The organism is Bacillus sp. BK450 (genome assembly GCF_004364885.1).
Lineage (GTDB): Bacteria > Bacillota > Bacilli > Bacillales > Bacillaceae > Bacillus > Bacillus safensis.
Genome location: NZ_SOBQ01000009.1, coordinates 11,576 through 28,018, shown reverse-complemented (window position 1 = coordinate 28,018; position 16,443 = coordinate 11,576). Strand labels below are relative to the sequence as shown.

At 42.1% G+C, this 16,443-nt stretch carries 16 protein-coding genes and 1 other annotated feature; all 16 genes read right to left on the bottom strand.

Annotated features, from left to right (window positions below; translation table 11 throughout):
* Positions 1-7: 7 nt before the first annotated feature.
* A complete protein-coding gene (gene rpoC / locus EV579_RS18460; protein WP_024425592.1) occupies positions 8-3,607 on the bottom strand; it encodes a DNA-directed RNA polymerase subunit beta' in 3,600 nt (1,199 codons plus the stop codon).
* Between the two features lie 61 nt (positions 3,608-3,668).
* Positions 3,669-7,250, bottom strand: coding sequence for a DNA-directed RNA polymerase subunit beta (gene rpoB / locus EV579_RS18455; protein WP_024425866.1), 3,582 nt, complete (start codon positions 7,248-7,250; stop codon positions 3,669-3,671).
* A 255-nt stretch (positions 7,251-7,505) separates the two neighbouring features.
* Complete coding sequence (locus EV579_RS18450; RefSeq protein WP_024425591.1) at positions 7,506-8,111, bottom strand: class I SAM-dependent methyltransferase; 606 nt, start codon at positions 8,109-8,111, stop codon at positions 7,506-7,508.
* Between the two features lie 96 nt (positions 8,112-8,207).
* Positions 8,208-8,573 (bottom strand): 50S ribosomal protein L7/L12, encoded by a 366-nt coding sequence (gene rplL, locus EV579_RS18445; RefSeq protein ID WP_008345418.1) that lies wholly within the window; start codon positions 8,571-8,573, stop codon positions 8,208-8,210.
* 48 nt (positions 8,574-8,621) lie between these two features.
* On the bottom strand, positions 8,622-9,122 hold the full coding sequence (gene rplJ, locus EV579_RS18440) for a 50S ribosomal protein L10 (protein WP_024425590.1): 501 nt from the start codon (positions 9,120-9,122) through the stop codon (positions 8,622-8,624).
* Between the two features lie 69 nt (positions 9,123-9,191).
* Positions 9,192-9,332: a sequence feature (ribosomal protein L10 leader region), on the bottom strand.
* 49 nt (positions 9,333-9,381) lie between these two features.
* The gene (gene rplA / locus EV579_RS18435) at positions 9,382-10,080 is read right to left on the bottom strand and encodes a 50S ribosomal protein L1 (protein WP_017359164.1); all 699 of its coding nucleotides are present in this window, start codon (positions 10,078-10,080) and stop codon (positions 9,382-9,384) included.
* Positions 10,081-10,179: 99 nt separating this feature from the next.
* The gene (rplK, locus tag EV579_RS18430; RefSeq protein WP_003216956.1) at positions 10,180-10,605 is read right to left on the bottom strand and encodes a 50S ribosomal protein L11; all 426 of its coding nucleotides are present in this window, start codon (positions 10,603-10,605) and stop codon (positions 10,180-10,182) included.
* Between the two features lie 171 nt (positions 10,606-10,776).
* Complete coding sequence (gene nusG, locus EV579_RS18425) at positions 10,777-11,310, bottom strand: transcription termination/antitermination protein NusG (RefSeq protein WP_003217197.1); 534 nt, start codon at positions 11,308-11,310, stop codon at positions 10,777-10,779.
* 171 nt (positions 11,311-11,481) lie between these two features.
* Positions 11,482-11,658, bottom strand: a complete 177-nt coding sequence (gene secE, locus EV579_RS18420; protein WP_008345422.1) for a preprotein translocase subunit SecE — start codon at positions 11,656-11,658, stop codon at positions 11,482-11,484.
* A gap of 34 nt (positions 11,659-11,692) precedes the next feature.
* Entirely contained in the window at positions 11,693-11,842 is a 150-nt protein-coding gene (gene rpmG / locus EV579_RS18415; protein ID WP_008356502.1) for a 50S ribosomal protein L33, read from the bottom strand.
* A gap of 76 nt (positions 11,843-11,918) precedes the next feature.
* Positions 11,919-12,575, bottom strand: coding sequence for an RNA polymerase sporulation sigma factor SigH (gene sigH / locus EV579_RS18410; protein ID WP_008345424.1), 657 nt, complete (start codon positions 12,573-12,575; stop codon positions 11,919-11,921).
* 63 nt (positions 12,576-12,638) lie between these two features.
* A complete protein-coding gene (gene rae1 / locus EV579_RS18405; RefSeq protein ID WP_024425589.1) occupies positions 12,639-13,151 on the bottom strand; it encodes a ribosome-dependent mRNA decay endonuclease Rae1/YacP in 513 nt (170 codons plus the stop codon).
* 2 nt (positions 13,152-13,153) lie between these two features.
* Positions 13,154-13,903 carry a 23S rRNA (guanosine(2251)-2'-O)-methyltransferase RlmB gene (gene rlmB / locus EV579_RS18400; protein WP_024425588.1) on the bottom strand — a complete coding sequence of 250 codons (750 nt, stop codon included), beginning with the start codon at positions 13,901-13,903 and terminating at the stop codon, positions 13,154-13,156.
* On the bottom strand, positions 13,887-14,318 hold the full coding sequence (locus EV579_RS18395) for a Mini-ribonuclease 3 (RefSeq protein ID WP_024425587.1): 432 nt from the start codon (positions 14,316-14,318) through the stop codon (positions 13,887-13,889). The genes rlmB and EV579_RS18395 overlap by 17 nt, the downstream gene beginning before the upstream one ends.
* Before the next feature lie 3 nt (positions 14,319-14,321).
* Positions 14,322-15,722 carry a cysteine--tRNA ligase gene (gene cysS, locus EV579_RS18390; RefSeq protein WP_133745000.1) on the bottom strand — a complete coding sequence of 467 codons (1,401 nt, stop codon included), beginning with the start codon at positions 15,720-15,722 and terminating at the stop codon, positions 14,322-14,324.
* Complete coding sequence (gene cysE / locus EV579_RS18385; RefSeq protein WP_024425585.1) at positions 15,719-16,372, bottom strand: serine O-acetyltransferase; 654 nt, start codon at positions 16,370-16,372, stop codon at positions 15,719-15,721. The genes cysS and cysE overlap by 4 nt, the downstream gene beginning before the upstream one ends.
* Between the last annotated feature and the right edge of the window lie 71 nt (positions 16,373-16,443).

Sequence of the window (16,443 nt, the reverse complement as noted above, 5' to 3'; positions counted from 1 at the left end):
AGAAAGATTACTCTACAGGAACCATATCGTCAGACGGCTGCACTTGCGAAACCGGCTTAACTTTACGGTAGTTTGGCATTCCCGTTCCAGCAGGAACAAGTTTACCAATGATCACATTCTCTTTCAAGCCAAGCAGTTCATCACGTTTTCCTTTGATCGCCGCATCTGTTAGGACACGAGTCGTTTCTTGGAAGGATGCCGCAGACAAGAATGAGTCTGTTTCAAGCGAAGCTTTTGTAATACCAAGAAGAACTGGACGGCCTGTTGCAGGACGTTTGCCTTCGAATAGTACTTTTTTGTTCGCTTCAGTGAATTGATGTACATCAAGAAGTGTGCCTGGTAATACGTCTGTATCCCCTGCATCAGCGACACGCACTTTACGAAGCATTTGGCGAACCATTACCTCTACGTGCTTATCTCCGATTTCTACCCCTTGCATACGGTATACTTTTTGTACTTCATGAAGCAGATATTCTTGAACAGCTGTCATGTCAGTCACTTTAAGAAGTTCTTTCGGATCGATCGAACCTTCTGTCAGTACTTGACCACGAGTAACTGTGTCACCTTCAACAACTTTTAGACGCGCATTGTAAGGAGCTGTGTATGAGCGAGTTTCAACTTCGCCTTGAACCACAATTTCCTGCTGCTTGTCACGAACATCGTTAATTTCAGCAACGACACCATCAATTTCAGAAATTGTCGCTTGCCCTTTCGGATTACGCGCTTCAAATAGCTCTTGGATACGAGGTAGACCTTGAGTGATATCGTCTCCTGCTACCCCACCGGTGTGGAACGTACGCATTGTAAGCTGTGTTCCTGGCTCACCGATTGATTGTGCAGCGATGATTCCAACTGCTTCACCGACTTCAACGTCAGTACCAGTTGCAAGGTTACGGCCGTAGCATCGTTTACATACACCATGAGGCGTGTTACATGTAAATGCAGAACGGATCCATACTTCCTCAATTCCTGCTTCAACTACTTCAAGTGCTTTATCTTCATCAATTAGTTCGTTTTCGGCTACAATGACTTCGCCTGTTTCAGGATGAACAATTGGTTTTCTTGCAAAACGTCCGATCAGACGTTCTTCAAGTTTCTCAATAATTTCATTTCCTTCTTTAATAGACTTCGCCAAGATTCCACGGTCTGTACCGCAATCTGTTTCACGGATGATGACATCCTGTGCAACGTCAACGAGACGACGTGTGAGGTAACCTGAGTCAGCTGTTTTAAGGGCTGTATCGGCAAGACCTTTACGCGCACCGTGAGTGGAAATAAAGTATTCCAATACGGTTAAACCTTCACGGAAACTAGATTTAATCGGAAGTTCGATAATACGTCCAGCCGGGTTGGCCATCAGACCACGCATACCAGCCAGCTGAGTAAAGTTAGATGCGTTACCACGCGCTCCAGAGTCACTCATCATGTAGATTGGGTTGACTTCATCAAGGGACTTCATCAGTTTACCTTGGATCACATCTTTAGAAGAACTCCAGATTGAAATAACTCTCTCATAACGCTCTTCTTCAGTAATCAAACCACGTCTGAATTGCTTCATGACGTTATCTACTTTTGCTTGTGCTTCTTCAAGAATTTGCTGCTTATCATCTAATACGACGATATCAGACACACCAACCGTAATACCGGCTTTAGTAGAGTATCTGAAACCAAGATTTTTCATGCGGTCAAGCATTTTAGATGTCTCAGTGATATGGAATCTCTTAAAGATTTCAGCAATGATTTTACCTAAAATACCTTTTTTGAACGGCGCATTGATTTCTTGTTTCTCGATCGCAGCTTTTACATCCTCACCTTTTTCAAGGAAGAAACGATCAGGCGTTTTTTCTTCAATATTGCTCTTTGTCGGCTCATTCATGTATGGGAATGATTCCGGTAAGATTTCGTTAAAGATCAATTTTCCAACTGTTGTAATCAACAATTTAGAACGCTGTTCATCAGTAAATGTGACATTCTTCAATGAGCTAGCTGCAACAGCTACACGTGTATGAAGATGCACATAACCATTTTGATAAGCTAGAAGGGCTTCGTCAGTATCTTTGAAGACCATACCTTCTCCGATAGCACCTTTGCGCTCAAGTGTAAGGTAGTAGTTACCAAGCACCATATCCTGAGATGGCGTAACAACTGGTTTTCCATCTTTCGGATTCAAAATGTTTTGAGCAGCAAGCATTAAGATACGAGCTTCAGCTTGAGCTTCAGCAGATAATGGTACGTGAACCGCCATTTGGTCACCGTCAAAGTCAGCGTTGTAGGCTGTACATACAAGTGGATGCAGACGAATTGCGCGTCCTTCCACAAGTGTAGGTTCAAACGCTTGAATACCAAGTCTGTGAAGAGTCGGTGCACGGTTTAGTAAGACTGGATGCTCACGAATAACTGATTCTAAAACATCCCATACTTCCGGCTGCACGCGCTCAATTTTACGCTTCGCACTCTTGATGTTGTGAGCTAATCCTTTTTCAACAAGCTCCTTCATCACGAATGGTTTGAATAATTCAAGAGCCATTTCTTTCGGAAGTCCACACTGATACATTTTCAAATGTGGTCCTACGACGATAACGGAACGTCCAGAATAGTCAACACGTTTACCAAGCAAGTTTTGACGGAAACGTCCTTGTTTCCCTTTCAGCATGTGAGAAAGAGATTTCAATGGTCGATTTCCTGGTCCTGTTACTGGTCGGCCTCTACGTCCATTATCAATCAAGGCATCGACAGCTTCTTGAAGCATACGCTTCTCGTTCTGAACGATGATGCTTGGCGCGCCAAGATCTAATAAACGCTTCAGACGATTGTTACGGTTGATGACACGACGATAAAGGTCGTTCAAGTCAGAAGTAGCAAAACGTCCACCATCAAGCTGAACCATTGGACGTAATTCTGGCGGAATAACCGGAAGTACATCAAGAATCATCCAAGATGGTTTGTTTCCTGAGTTACGGAAGGCTTCTAACACTTCAAGGCGTTTGATCGCACGTGTACGGCGCTGTCCTTGAGCAGTTTTCAGCTCTTCTTTCAGTGTATCTACTTCTTTTACAAGATCGATATCTTGAAGAAGTTTGTTGATTGCTTCTGCACCCATAGCTGCTTGGAATGTATTACCGTATTTATCTAAATAAGCACGGAATTCTTTCTCAGAAAGAAGTTGTTTCTTCTCAAGCGGTGTGTTGCCCGGATCTGTCACGACGTAAGAAGCGAAGTAGATCACTTCTTCTAACGCACGTGGTGACATATCAAGAACAAGACCCATACGGCTTGGGATACCTTTGAAATACCAAATGTGGGAAACTGGGGCAGCCAGTTCGATATGCCCCATTCTCTCACGACGGACTTTTGCCCGTGTTACTTCTACACCACAACGGTCACATACAACACCCTTATACCGAACGCGTTTATACTTCCCACAATGACATTCCCAGTCTTTTTGCGGTCCGAAGATACGTTCACAAAAGAGACCATCTTTTTCAGGTTTCAGTGTACGATAGTTAATCGTTTCAGGCTTTTTCACTTCACCAAAAGACCAAGAACGGATTTTATCAGGTGATGCGAGACCGATGTTCATATACTCAAAATTGTTCACATCTAGCAAGGGGCCTACCTCCCTTTTAATCTTCGGGTTATACCCTAGTCACTTGCTCTAATCGTTTCTGCTATTCTTTTGTGACTGCGTCACGTTCAAGATCGACAGGTGCGAGGTCTGCAGCATCTTCGTCATTAGATAACGCTAATCCGTCTGCTTTCTTCGTTTCCTCATCGTCTTCTAAATCTCTCATTTCTATCTCTTCTTCATCGCCAGATAGGATTTTCACATCCATACCTAAACTTTGAAGTTCTTTGATTAACACTTTGAATGATTCAGGGACACCTGGTTCAGGTACGTTATCCCCTTTGACGATGGCTTCGTATGTTTTCACACGACCCACAACGTCATCCGATTTAACTGTTAAGATCTCTTGAAGTGTATATGCTGCACCGTAAGCTTCAAGTGCCCATACTTCCATCTCTCCGAAACGCTGACCACCAAACTGTGCTTTACCGCCAAGTGGCTGCTGCGTAACAAGTGAGTATGGTCCAGTTGAACGAGCGTGAAGTTTATCGTCAACCATGTGAGCCAGTTTGATCATGTACATGATTCCGACAGATACACGGTTGTCGAATGGTTCACCAGTTCGACCGTCATAAAGGACTGTTTTCGCATCACGGGACATACCTGCTTCTTCAAGCGTTTCCCAAACATCTTCCTCGCGCGCACCATCAAATACTGGTGACGCAATGTGGATGCCAAGGTAACGTGCAGCCATACCCATATGAAGCTCAAGTACCTGACCGATGTTCATACGAGATGGTACCCCTAGAGGGTTTAACATGATATCGATCGGTGTTCCGTCTGGAAGATACGGCATATCTTCTTCTGGAAGGATTTTAGAGATAACCCCTTTGTTACCATGTCGTCCGGCCATTTTGTCACCTTCAGAAATCTTACGCTTCTGAACGATGTATACGCGGACTAACTGGTTTACACCTGGAGGTAATTCATCTCCATCTTCACGGTTGAAGACTTTTACATCGTGGATAATTCCGCCGCCGCCGTGTGGAACACGAAGTGACGTATCACGAACTTCACGAGCCTTTTCACCGAAGATTGCATGTAATAGACGTTCTTCAGCTGTTAGTTCAGTTACACCTTTAGGCGTTACTTTCCCTACAAGAAGGTCTCCGTCTTTTACTTCTGCACCAATACGGATGATTCCGCGCTCGTCAAGGTTGCGTAAAGCATCTTCCCCAACGTTTGGAATATCACGAGTGATTTCTTCTGGTCCAAGCTTTGTATCACGAGCTTCTGATTCATATTCTTCAATATGAATAGACGTGTAGACGTCATCTTTTACAAGGCGCTCACTCATGATGATCGCATCCTCGTAGTTGTAACCGTCCCAAGTCATGAAGCCGACCATGACGTTACGTCCTAGAGCCAATTCACCTTTTTCCATAGAAGGACCGTCTGCAAGGATTTCCCCTTTAACGACTTCATCTCCAACACTTACGATAGGACGCTGGTTGTAGCAAGTCCCTTGGTTAGAGCGAACAAATTTCAGCAGGCTGTATTTGTCTAGGTTTCCTTTGACTTGTTGTCCGTCAACGTCTTCATAACGGCGAACCCAAATATTTTTTGCTTCTACACGTTCTACAACACCTGGGTAGCGGCAGATGACAGCAGCACCAGAGTCTTTACCTGATACGTACTCCATACCTGTACCAACAATCGGTGATTCTGGCTGCATCAAAGGCACAGCCTGACGCTGCATGTTCGCTCCCATTAGAGCACGGTTAGAGTCATCGTTTTCTAAGAATGGGATACATGCTGTCGCTGCAGAAACAACCTGCTTTGGCGAAACGTCCATGTAGTCAACGCGGTTTCGAGGAACAACGGTGTTTTCCCCTCTGAAACGAGCAATGATATTATCATCGATAAACGAACCATCATCAGCTAACTGAGCGTTCGCTTGTGCTACTACGTAGTTATCCTCTTCATCAGCAGTTAAGTAATCGATTCTCGGTGTCACTTTACCAGTTTCAGGATCAACCCGGCGGTAAGGTGTTTCGATAAATCCGAAGCGATTCACTTTTGCAAATGAAGATAGAGAGTTGATCAAACCAATGTTTGGACCCTCTGGTGTTTCAATCGGACACATACGTCCATAGTGAGAGTAGTGAACGTCACGAACTTCCATTCCTGCACGCTCACGTGTCAAACCACCCGGTCCAAGCGCTGACAGACGACGTTTGTGCGTCAATTCAGCAAGCGGGTTTGTTTGATCCATGAACTGAGAAAGCTGAGAACTACCAAAGAACTCTTTGATAGAAGCGATCACAGGACGAATGTTGATCAGCTGCTGAGGTGTGATCGTGTTTGTGTCTTGAATTGACATTCTTTCACGGACAACACGCTCCATTCTGCTTAGACCAATACGGAATTGGTTTTGCAGAAGTTCACCTACAGAACGCAGACGACGGTTACCAAGGTGGTCGATATCATCTGTGTCACCTACACCATGAAGAAGGTTGAAGAAGTAACTGATTGACGCAATGATGTCAGAAGGCGTGATGTTTTTCACAGCTTCCTCTACATATGCATTACCAATCACGTTGATCACTTGCTCGCCTTCTTGATCAGTCGGTGCATAAATCTTAATAGATTGAAGTTCTACTTCATCTTCTACTACGCCACCATTAGGATAAAGCTTTCTAAATCCGATGCCGTTTTCTAAGTATGGAAGAACTTTATCAAGAACTCTTCTGTCTAAAATTTGACCTTTTTCTGCTAGAATTTCACCTGTTTCAGGATCAACTAGCGTTTCAGCCAATTTTTGATTGAACAGTCTATTTTTAATATGAAGCTTCTTATTAATCTTGTAGCGTCCAACATTTGCTAGGTCATATCTCTTCGGATCGAAGAAGCGAGAGTCTAGCAAGCTTTTCGCATTTTCAACAGTTGGCGGTTCTCCAGGACGGAGGCGCTCGTAGATTTCGAGAAGTGCTTTATCCGCATTCTCTGTATTGTCTTTTTCCAGTGTGTTGCGTAAGTATTCATTCTCGCCAATGAGGTCAAGAATCTCTTGATCAGAGCTGAAGCCGAGAGCACGCAAAAGAACCGTAACCGGCAACTTACGTGTGCGATCGATGCGTACATAGACTACATCCTTCGCATCAGTTTCGTATTCTAACCATGCGCCACGGTTTGGAATGACAGTCGCAGTAAAACCTTTTTTACCGTTTTTGTCTACTTTACCACTGAAATATACACTTGGAGAACGCACTAACTGAGAAACGATTACACGTTCCGCACCATTAATGATAAAAGTACCTGTGTCTGTCATGATTGGGAAATCCCCCATGAACACATCTTGGTCTTTTACTTCTCCAGTTTCTTTGTTAATTAAACGAACTTTTACTCTTAGTGGAGCAGAGTAAGTTACATCACGTTCTTTTGATTCTGCTACAGGATACTTAGGATCCCCTAGGCTGTAATCAATGAATTCAAGAGAAAGGTTACCAGTAAAATCCTCAATTGGGGATATATCTTGAAACATCTCTCTAAGACCCTCATCAAGAAACCACTGATAAGAAGAGGTTTGAATTTCAATGAGATTTGGTAATTCTAACACTTCGCTTATGCGTGCGTAGCTTCTGCGCTGGCGGTGTCGTCCATACTGAACTAGTTGACCTGTCAACTGATTCACCCCTCAAATCATGCGTATTATATGTGTAAAAAGTATTTCTGTCTTTCAAATGTCAGTAAAGAAATACTTTTACAAGACAAAAGAAAAAAGGGTTTCTAAAATAAGAAAACCACATCCAAAAACAAATACCGATTTTATTAGTTTTCCCAAGTATGCATAATTTATACAAAATAGTTGTTTTTTAAGCCTATCAAGCAAAATATACACATTGGCATTTTATAATGTTAACACAGCTAGGAAACTGCGTCAAACTTTTTTAGCTTTGATGATATAGTAGCCCTTTTTTTTCAGCACAACCTCGACTTCTCCAAAGAGCTGCTCTAATTTTTCAATCGCAGATGGTCCACCTTGCTTTTTCTGAATAACCACCCACAACTCACCTTCCGGCAATAAATGATCAGCACTTTTTTCAAAGATCGCATGTACAACTTTCTTCCCTGCCCGTATTGGGGGATTGGTCAGTATAGAGGCAAAAGCAGCTGAGGAATGAACATTCGAGAACAAATCACTTTGATAGATGCGAACATTATCAATGCGATTATGTTTAGCGTTTTCCTTTGAAAGTTCGACTGCTCTTTCGTTCACATCAATCATATGAATGGTACGGCTAGTCATTTCGTTTGCTAACGATAAGCCGATCGGTCCATAACCGCAACCGACATCTAAGACATCGCCATCCAAGTCAGGTTCTTCGAAAGCTTCAATTAAAAGCCTTGAACCAAAGTCGACTTCTTTCTTAGAAAACACTCCACTGTCACTTGTAAAAGTAAAGGTACGGTTTCTCAAGGTGAAGTCCCATGTCTGTTTATTGCTTTTCACTGATGGCTTTTCCGTATAATAGTGGTCACTCATGGTGAATGGACCTCCTCTGGATTCAATCGTTTCAGGAGATTAGAAAAGAAAAAGCCCGCCAGTAAAAGCGAGCTTTCCCAAAAGATTAGGCGAAGATTACTTAACTTCTACAGAAGCGCCAACTTCTTCAAGCTTAGCTTTAAGTTCTTCAGCTTCTTCTTTAGCAATACCTTCTTTAAGTGGTTTTGGAGTGTTGTCAACAAGTTCTTTAGCTTCTTTCAAGCCAAGACCAGTGATTTCACGAACCACTTTGATAACTTTGATTTTTTGGTCTCCAGCACCAGCAAGTACTAGATCAAAATCAGTTTTTTCTTCAGCAGCAGCACCGCCACCAGCAGCTACAGCTACAGGAGCAGCAGCAGTTACGCCAAATTCTTCTTCGATTGCTTTTACTAAGTCGTTTAACTCAAGTACAGTTGCTTCTTTAACTGAAGCAATGATTTCTTCGATATTTAAAGCCATTTGTAATTCCTCCATTTTAAGTTTTTTTACGTAAACGTAAAGTACGCATTAAGCGCCTTGTTCTTCTTTTTGATCTGCAACTGCTTTAGTAGCAAGAGCAAGATTACGAACTGGAGCTTGAAGAACGCTAAGCAACATAGAAAGTAAGCCTTCGCGAGACGGAAGTTCCGCAAGAGCCTTCACTTCTTCTACAGTCGCTACGTTTCCTTCGATGACACCAGCTTTGATTTCTAAAGCTTCGTGGCTTTTCGCAAATTCGTTGATGATTTTCGCAGGTGCGATAACATCTTCGTTACTGAATGCGATAGCGTTTGGACCTGTTAAGAAATCGTTTAAACCCGTTAGTTCAACTTGTTCAACTGCACGGCGAGTCAAAGTGTTTTTGTAAACTTTGAATTCTACGCCAGCTTCACGAAGCTGTTTACGAAGTTCAGTCACTTCAGAAACTGAAAGACCGCGGTAATCTACAATGACAGTAGACATACTATCTTTAAATTTAGAAGTAATTTCATCAACGACAACTTTTTTAGTATCGATTGCATTGCTCATGGTTACACCTCCTGTACATTCTTTGTGTAACACTTATACCGATCAGGCCATCACGTTCCTAACGAACGGTTCTCCATATAAAAAGCCTCCATTAAGACATGGAGGCTGTATATACAAGCATACGTTAACGTAAGACTGTGACATATACACCTCGGCGGGTTAATTAAGCCATAAGGCCCCTGCTGTCTACGGTATAAATGGACATTATTCTATTTTACAACATTTTGATATTATCAAAATGGTTGTCATAAGTCAAGAATTATTTTGCAGAGAAAGAAGATGGATCCACTTTCACGCCTGGGCCCATAGTAGATGTAACAGAAACGTTTTTCACGTATACACCTTTAGCCGCTGCAGGTTTTGCTTTAAGGATTGTGTCATAGATTGTTGCAAAGTTCTCAACAAGCTTTTCGTCCTCGAAAGAAACCTTTCCGATTGGCGCGTGGATGTTACCAGCTTTATCAACGCGGTACTCTACTTTACCAGCTTTGATTTCATTGATTGCTTTTTCAACTTCGAACGTTACAGTTCCTGTTTTAGGGTTTGGCATAAGACCTTTTGGTCCAAGTACACGACCGATCTTACCAACTTCACCCATCATGTCAGGTGTCGCAACGATTACATCGAATTCGAACCAGCCTTGTTGGATTTTAGTGATGTAATCAGAATCTCCAACGTAGTCTGCTCCAGCAGCTTCTGCTTCTTTTGCTTTTTCGCCTTTAGCGAACACAAGAACGCGTTGAGTTTTACCAGTTCCGTTAGGAAGTACAACTGCACCGCGGATTTGTTGATCGTTTTTACGAGGGTCTACGCCCAAACGAAAAGCAACTTCTACAGTCGCATCAAATTTAGCTGTATTTGCTTTTTTTGTAAGAGAAACAGCTTCAGCTACATCATACGCTTTTGTACGATCGATCAGCTTAGCAGCTTCTACATACTTTTTACCTTTTTTAGCCATTATAAAAATCCTCCTTATGTGGTTTTAGCGGAATAACCTCCCACGAATAAGGGTTGCGAACTTGTCAAAACCAAACTCGCAACCCAACAAGACAAAAAATTAATCTTCGATGACAATACCCATACTGCGTGCAGTACCTTCAACCATGCGCATAGCTGATTCAACGCTAGCAGCGTTTAAGTCAGGCATTTTTGTTTCCGCGATTTCGCGTACTTTATCACGCTTAACAGTTGCCACTTTATTACGGTTAGGTTCACCAGAACCAGACTCAATACCAGCTGCTTTTTTAAGTAAAACTGCAGCAGGTGGAGTTTTAGTAATAAATGTAAATGAACGGTCTTCAAAAACCGAAATTTCAACAGGAATGATAAGACCAGCTTGGTCAGCTGTACGAGCGTTAAACTCCTTACAGAATCCCATGATATTAACACCGGCTTGACCTAGTGCAGGTCCAACTGGTGGAGCTGGGTTAGCTTTTCCAGCAGGAATTTGCAATTTAACAACTTTAACTACTTTTTTAGCCACGAGACACACCTCCTTAAAGTCCGTGATGTGGTAATAGGGGAATCCCCCTCCCACTCAACAACTTCATTCTTTATATGAATGACGAAATAACTAGCTAGCGATCTTGAGTGAACTCAAGACGTACCTTTGCTATATTACCACTTCTATACACTCATTTCAAGCTCTTTTAAATTACAATTTATCGATCTGCGTGAACTCAAGTTCAACAGGTGTTTCTCTACCAAACATATTAACGAATACTTTGACTTTGCTTTTATCGTAATCAATTTCTTCAATCGATCCAGTGAAGTTAGCAAATGGTCCATCAATGACCTTAACTGTTTCTTTCAGTTCAAAGTCGATTTCTGTTTTGCGTTCTTCAAGACCCATTCTCTTCAGAATGGTTTCGGCTTCGCCTGGCAGCAGTGCAGTCGGCTTTGAGCCTGATCCAGCTGATCCAACGAATCCAGTGACACCTGGTGTATTACGAACAACATACCAAGAGTCGTCAGTCATCACAATTTCCACTAGAACATAGCCAGGGAATACCTTCTTTTTGACGACTTTTTTCTTACCATTTTTAATATCCGTTTCTTCTTCTTCTGGTACGACGACGCGGAAGATTTTATCCTGCATGCCCATTGATTCAACACGCTTTTCCAAATTCGCTTTTACTTTGTTTTCATAGCCAGAGTACGTATGCACAACATACCAATTCTTTTCCATTTTCGTTCAGGACTATTTAGTCCTTCCCTCCCCACATTTCATAATGTCTATTTGACGAATCTCGAGTAACGGTAAATATTTTCAAGCAATTGAAAAAACCCGTAAAACGGGTTTTTTGGCAAGTCATATTATGATCTATTATAGCACGTTCAGCAGACCATTATTCAAGTATTAATGAATTAATTCGATTAATTGTGAGATTCCTATATCAAGAAAAGAGAAAAAGATGGCAAAGAATACGACTGTTAAAATAACAGTGATTGTGTAGCGGACCATTTCGTTCTTCTTTGGCCAGCTGACCTTTTTCATTTCTTTTCCGACACTTTTTAAGAAACTGATAATACGCATGTAAAAGACCTCCACAGATTAAAGAACGCAAATCTTACTTCGTTTCTAAATGTGTTTTATGTGAATTACAAGTCTTGCAATATTTCTTAACTTCTAATCTTTCAGCTGCTGAAGCAACACTTTTCATTGTCGTATAATTGCGGCTTCCGCAGTCTTTACAGGCTAGAGTAATCTTTTTCCTCATATTTACACCTATTTTCTCGACATCATTTCATTAGTACCTTATCACAGTGTCGAAAAAGCTGTCAATATAGGTTTGATTAGAGACTAATCTCGCGAAGCTCTAAATATTTCTCTAATTTTCTCTTTACTCTTTGGAGTGCGTTATCAATTGATTTCACATGACGGTTTAAATCTTCCGAAATCTCTTGATAGGATCTGCCATCGAGATAAAGCACAAGTACCTTTCTTTCCAGCTCGCTTAGCAGTTCACCCATCTTCATTTCGATATCATCAAATTCTTCTTTGCTAATGATTAAGTCTTCTGGGTTAAGCGCTTTAGCACCGGAAATGACATCCAATAATGTTCTGTCCGATTCTTCATCGTAGATCGGCTTGTCTAATGATACATAGGAATTTAACGGGATATGTTTTTGGCGAGTAGCTGTTTTAATTGCGGTGATAATTTGGCGGGTAATACATAATTCTGCAAAAGCCTTAAATGAAGTAAGCTTGTCCTCTCTGAAATCGCGGATAGACTTATAAAGTCCGATCATTCCCTCTTGGACAATGTCCTCTCGATCCGCTCCTATCAAGAAATAAGATCTTGCTTTCGCACGTACAAAATTGCGGTATTTCGTTATTAAATAATCTAGCGCATCACTATCTCCGACATGAACCCTTTCAATGACTTGTTCATCTTCCAACTGGCAAAATTGCTCTCTGATGGACTTACCCTTGCTGTTGTTTAGATTCACTTCGATCCCCCCGACCGCACCTAGATAGAAATATTATACATTAATGGTTGAAATATCGTCAAGCTATTCCAGATTCCCGCGCCGCCATTTTTCAAACGTTTTCAATACATCTTCTGACAATTCAATCTTAGATGCTGGTTTATCAGACGTAATCTTTTTGACCCTCGTTTCAATCTTTCGTTCTATCACTTCAATCTCTCTTAAAAGCTCACGAGCCGACTTCCGAAGAGCTCCTTGTCCAAAAATAGCCCATTGTTCCGTAAAATCTGAGGTTGCCACATGAATTTGCGTCCGAATATTATTCAAATCCTGCGCCAGCTTTTCAATCCGCTCATCTGCCGTTTCATTCTCTCTCGTAAAGATGACCTCTACTCGGTGGTTAGTCCGCTTCTTTTCAATTCCTTTGACCATATGGGCATCGAATACGACAATGACTCGATACCCAGTGTAGGCTTGATATTCTGCTAAATGTTGAATCAGCACGTCTCTGGCTTCTTCAAAGCTGTTTTCCTTTAAGTGCTGCAGCTGAGGCCATGCACCTATCATGTTGTATCCATCGACTAAGAGGATATCCATCTCTATTCTCCTAACGGATAACGTTTTCGATACACTTCATACATCAATAGACCAGCAGCAACTGATGCGTTTAACGAAGTAACCTTCCCGGCCATAGGCAGTTTAATCAGAAAATCACACTTTTCCTTAATCAATCGGCCAATTCCTTTTCCTTCACTGCCAATCACAAGAGCCAGCGGCATTGTGCCATCAAATTGTCTGTAATCCTGTTTAGCAGACGCATCTGTTCCCGCAACCCAGATTCCTCTTTCTTTCATTTCATCAAGGGCTCTTGAAAGATTGGTCACTTTTGCAACAGGGATATGCTCAATTGCTCCAGTGGATGCCTTAGCAACTGTTGTTGTTAGACCGACCGCTCTCCTTTTCGGAATGACAATCCCGTGTGCACCTACAGCATCTGCCGTACGCATAATAGATCCTAAATTATGCGGGTCTTCAATTTCATCTAAAATCAGAAAGAAAGGCTGCTCATTCCGCTTTTCAGCGATTTGATACAGATCGTCCAATTCTGCATATTCATATGCTGCTACTTGTGCAACGATTCCCTGGTGCTGACCTGTAACCATTTGATCAAGCTTTTTCCTCGGAACATACTGAATGGTGATATTTTGCTTTTTAGCGAGTTCAATGACCTGCTGGGCTTGTCCTTTTACAGTGTTTTCCGCCATCCAGAGCTTGTATAACTCCCGATCTGACTTCAGTGTCTCAATCACTGCATTTTTCCCAATGACATAATCATGTTGCTGACTCATTTGTCTTCCTCCCTGACGTTCCGATTTCAATCGCCTGACCAATCAGCTCTTCTAAGCGTTCGTCCTGCTTTTCGATAAATAAATAACCCATAAGCGCTTCAAACGCTGTACTATAACGATACGTTTGAACGTCTGTGTTTTTAGGCACTGTGCCTGATTTTGCGTTTCTTCCTCTTTTCAGCACCGCTTCTTCTGCTTCAGTGAAAAAGCCTTGCTGCTGAAGCGTAAATAAAATAGCAGCCTGTGATTTAGCTGAAACAATTTTGCTTGCTCGTTTGTGCAGCTCATTGGGTTTTGTCGCCCCCGTTTGGAGGAGGTGATGCCTCACATATACTTCAAAAATGGCATCACCCATATAAGCCAGCGCAAGTCCGTTCAGCTGTTTACCGTCTTTCAGCTTTTCAAAATTCAACATTGCCTATTCTCCTCTTTTCCAGCGAGTACCTTGAGGAGTGTCCTCCAACACAATATTCATGTTCTTTAATTGATCACGAATTTGATCAGATAGAGCAAAGTCACGATTTCTTCTAGCTTCATTGCGTTTTTCAATTAACGCTTCTACCTCTTCGTCAAGCGTGTGCTTTTCTTCTAATGAGAAGCCGAGAACAGACGTAATTTCTTGGAACAAGCCGATAAATGCCTTGATCACTTCCTCCGAAGTATGATCATTTTCCATATAATAATTCGCCTGTTTTGCTAATTCGAATAAAACAGAGATCGCATTTGCCGTATTGAAGTCATCATTCATTTCAGAAACAAATGTCGCACGCTGCTCTTCAATTTTTTCCAGCCATTCAGCATTATCTTCCGTAATATTCGTACTGCTCTCAAGACGGTGATGTAAATTCGCATACGATGTCTTGAGTCGGTTAAACGCACTCTTTGTACTTTCTAATAAATCCATTGAGTAGTTAATTGGGTGGCGATAGTGAACCGACAACATAAAGAAGCGGAGCACATCAGGATCTTGTTCTTTCACAATGTCATGCACCAGCACAAAGTTGCCAAGTGATTTTGACATTTTTTCATTATCGATATTAATATACCCGTTATGCATCCAATACTTCGCAAAAGGCTTCCCTGTCAAAGCCTCAGATTGGGCAATTTCATTCTCATGGTGAGGGAATGTTAAATCCTGTCCGCCAGCATGAATGTCGATCGTATCACCTAAATATTTTTTGACCATTGCCGAGCATTCGATGTGCCATCCTGGGCGTCCTTTGCCCCACGGGCTATCCCAAGAGATTTCCTGATCCTTTGCAGTCTTCCAAAGAGCAAAGTCCAGCGCATCTCGTTTCTTTTCACCTACACGAATACGAGCACCCGTCTTCAGTTCATCAATTGATTGGTGAGAAAGCTTTCCATAACCTTCAAATGATCGTGTGCTGTAATACACGTCACCATCTGCTTCATAGGCGTAGCCTTTTTCAATCAATGTCGCAATAAACGCAATGATATCATCCATGTTTTCCGTCACTCGCGGGTGAAGGTCTGCTTTTTTGCAGCCGAGCGCACTGACGTCTTCGAAGTAAGCTTGGATAAAACGATCAGCAATTGTCGGCACATCTTCTCCGAGTTCATTGGCTGCTTTGATGAGTTTATCATCCACATCTGTAAAGTTTGATACAAAGTTCACATCGTAACCGCTGTATTCTAAATACTTACGTACAGTGTCATAAACAATAGCAGGTCTAGCATTCCCGATATGAATGTAGTTATAAACGGTTGGTCCGCACACATACATCTTGACCTTTCCTGGCTCAAGCGGGACAAATTCTTCCTTCTTACGTGTCAATGTATTATAAATATTGATTGTCATGATTGTTCTTCCTTTCTGCTCAATGAAGCCAGCTCACCTTTTAGCTTTTCCATTTCTCGTTCCAATTCTTTAAAACGATCGGAAACTGGATCTGGCAAATCTTGATGGTTGAGATCACGATTGATTTTCTTTCCATTTTGAACGACCACTCGCCCAGGTATACCTACAACAGTGGAATGGTCTGGGACGTCTTTTAACACGACCGACCCTGCACCAATCTTGGACCCTTTTCCAACCGTGATAGAACCAAGCACCTTGGCACCTGTCGCAATGAGGGCATCATCTAAAATGGTCGGATGCCGCTTTCCCTTTTCTTTCCCTGTTCCCCCTAATGTCACGCCTTGGAAAACAGTGACGTTGTCTCCAATTTCACATGTTTCCCCGATCACGACGCCCATGCCGTGATCAATGAAGAACCGCCTGCCAATGGTTGCCGCCGGATGAATTTCCACCCCTGTGAAAAAGCGGCTGACCTGAGAAATGATCCGCGCAATAAAATACAGCTTCCGTTTATAAAATGCGTGCGCAATACGGTGAGCCCAAATCGCATGAAGCCCTGAATAGGTAAGCACTACTTCAATATAGCTTCTAGCAGCAGGATCTTGATCAAACACAGTATCAATATCTTCTTTCAGCATTTTGAAAAACACATGCTCCCCCCGTTCTTCCCCATGAATCTCTCTTAGGACTTGCTCTCTTTTTTTGGACAAATAAAAAACGC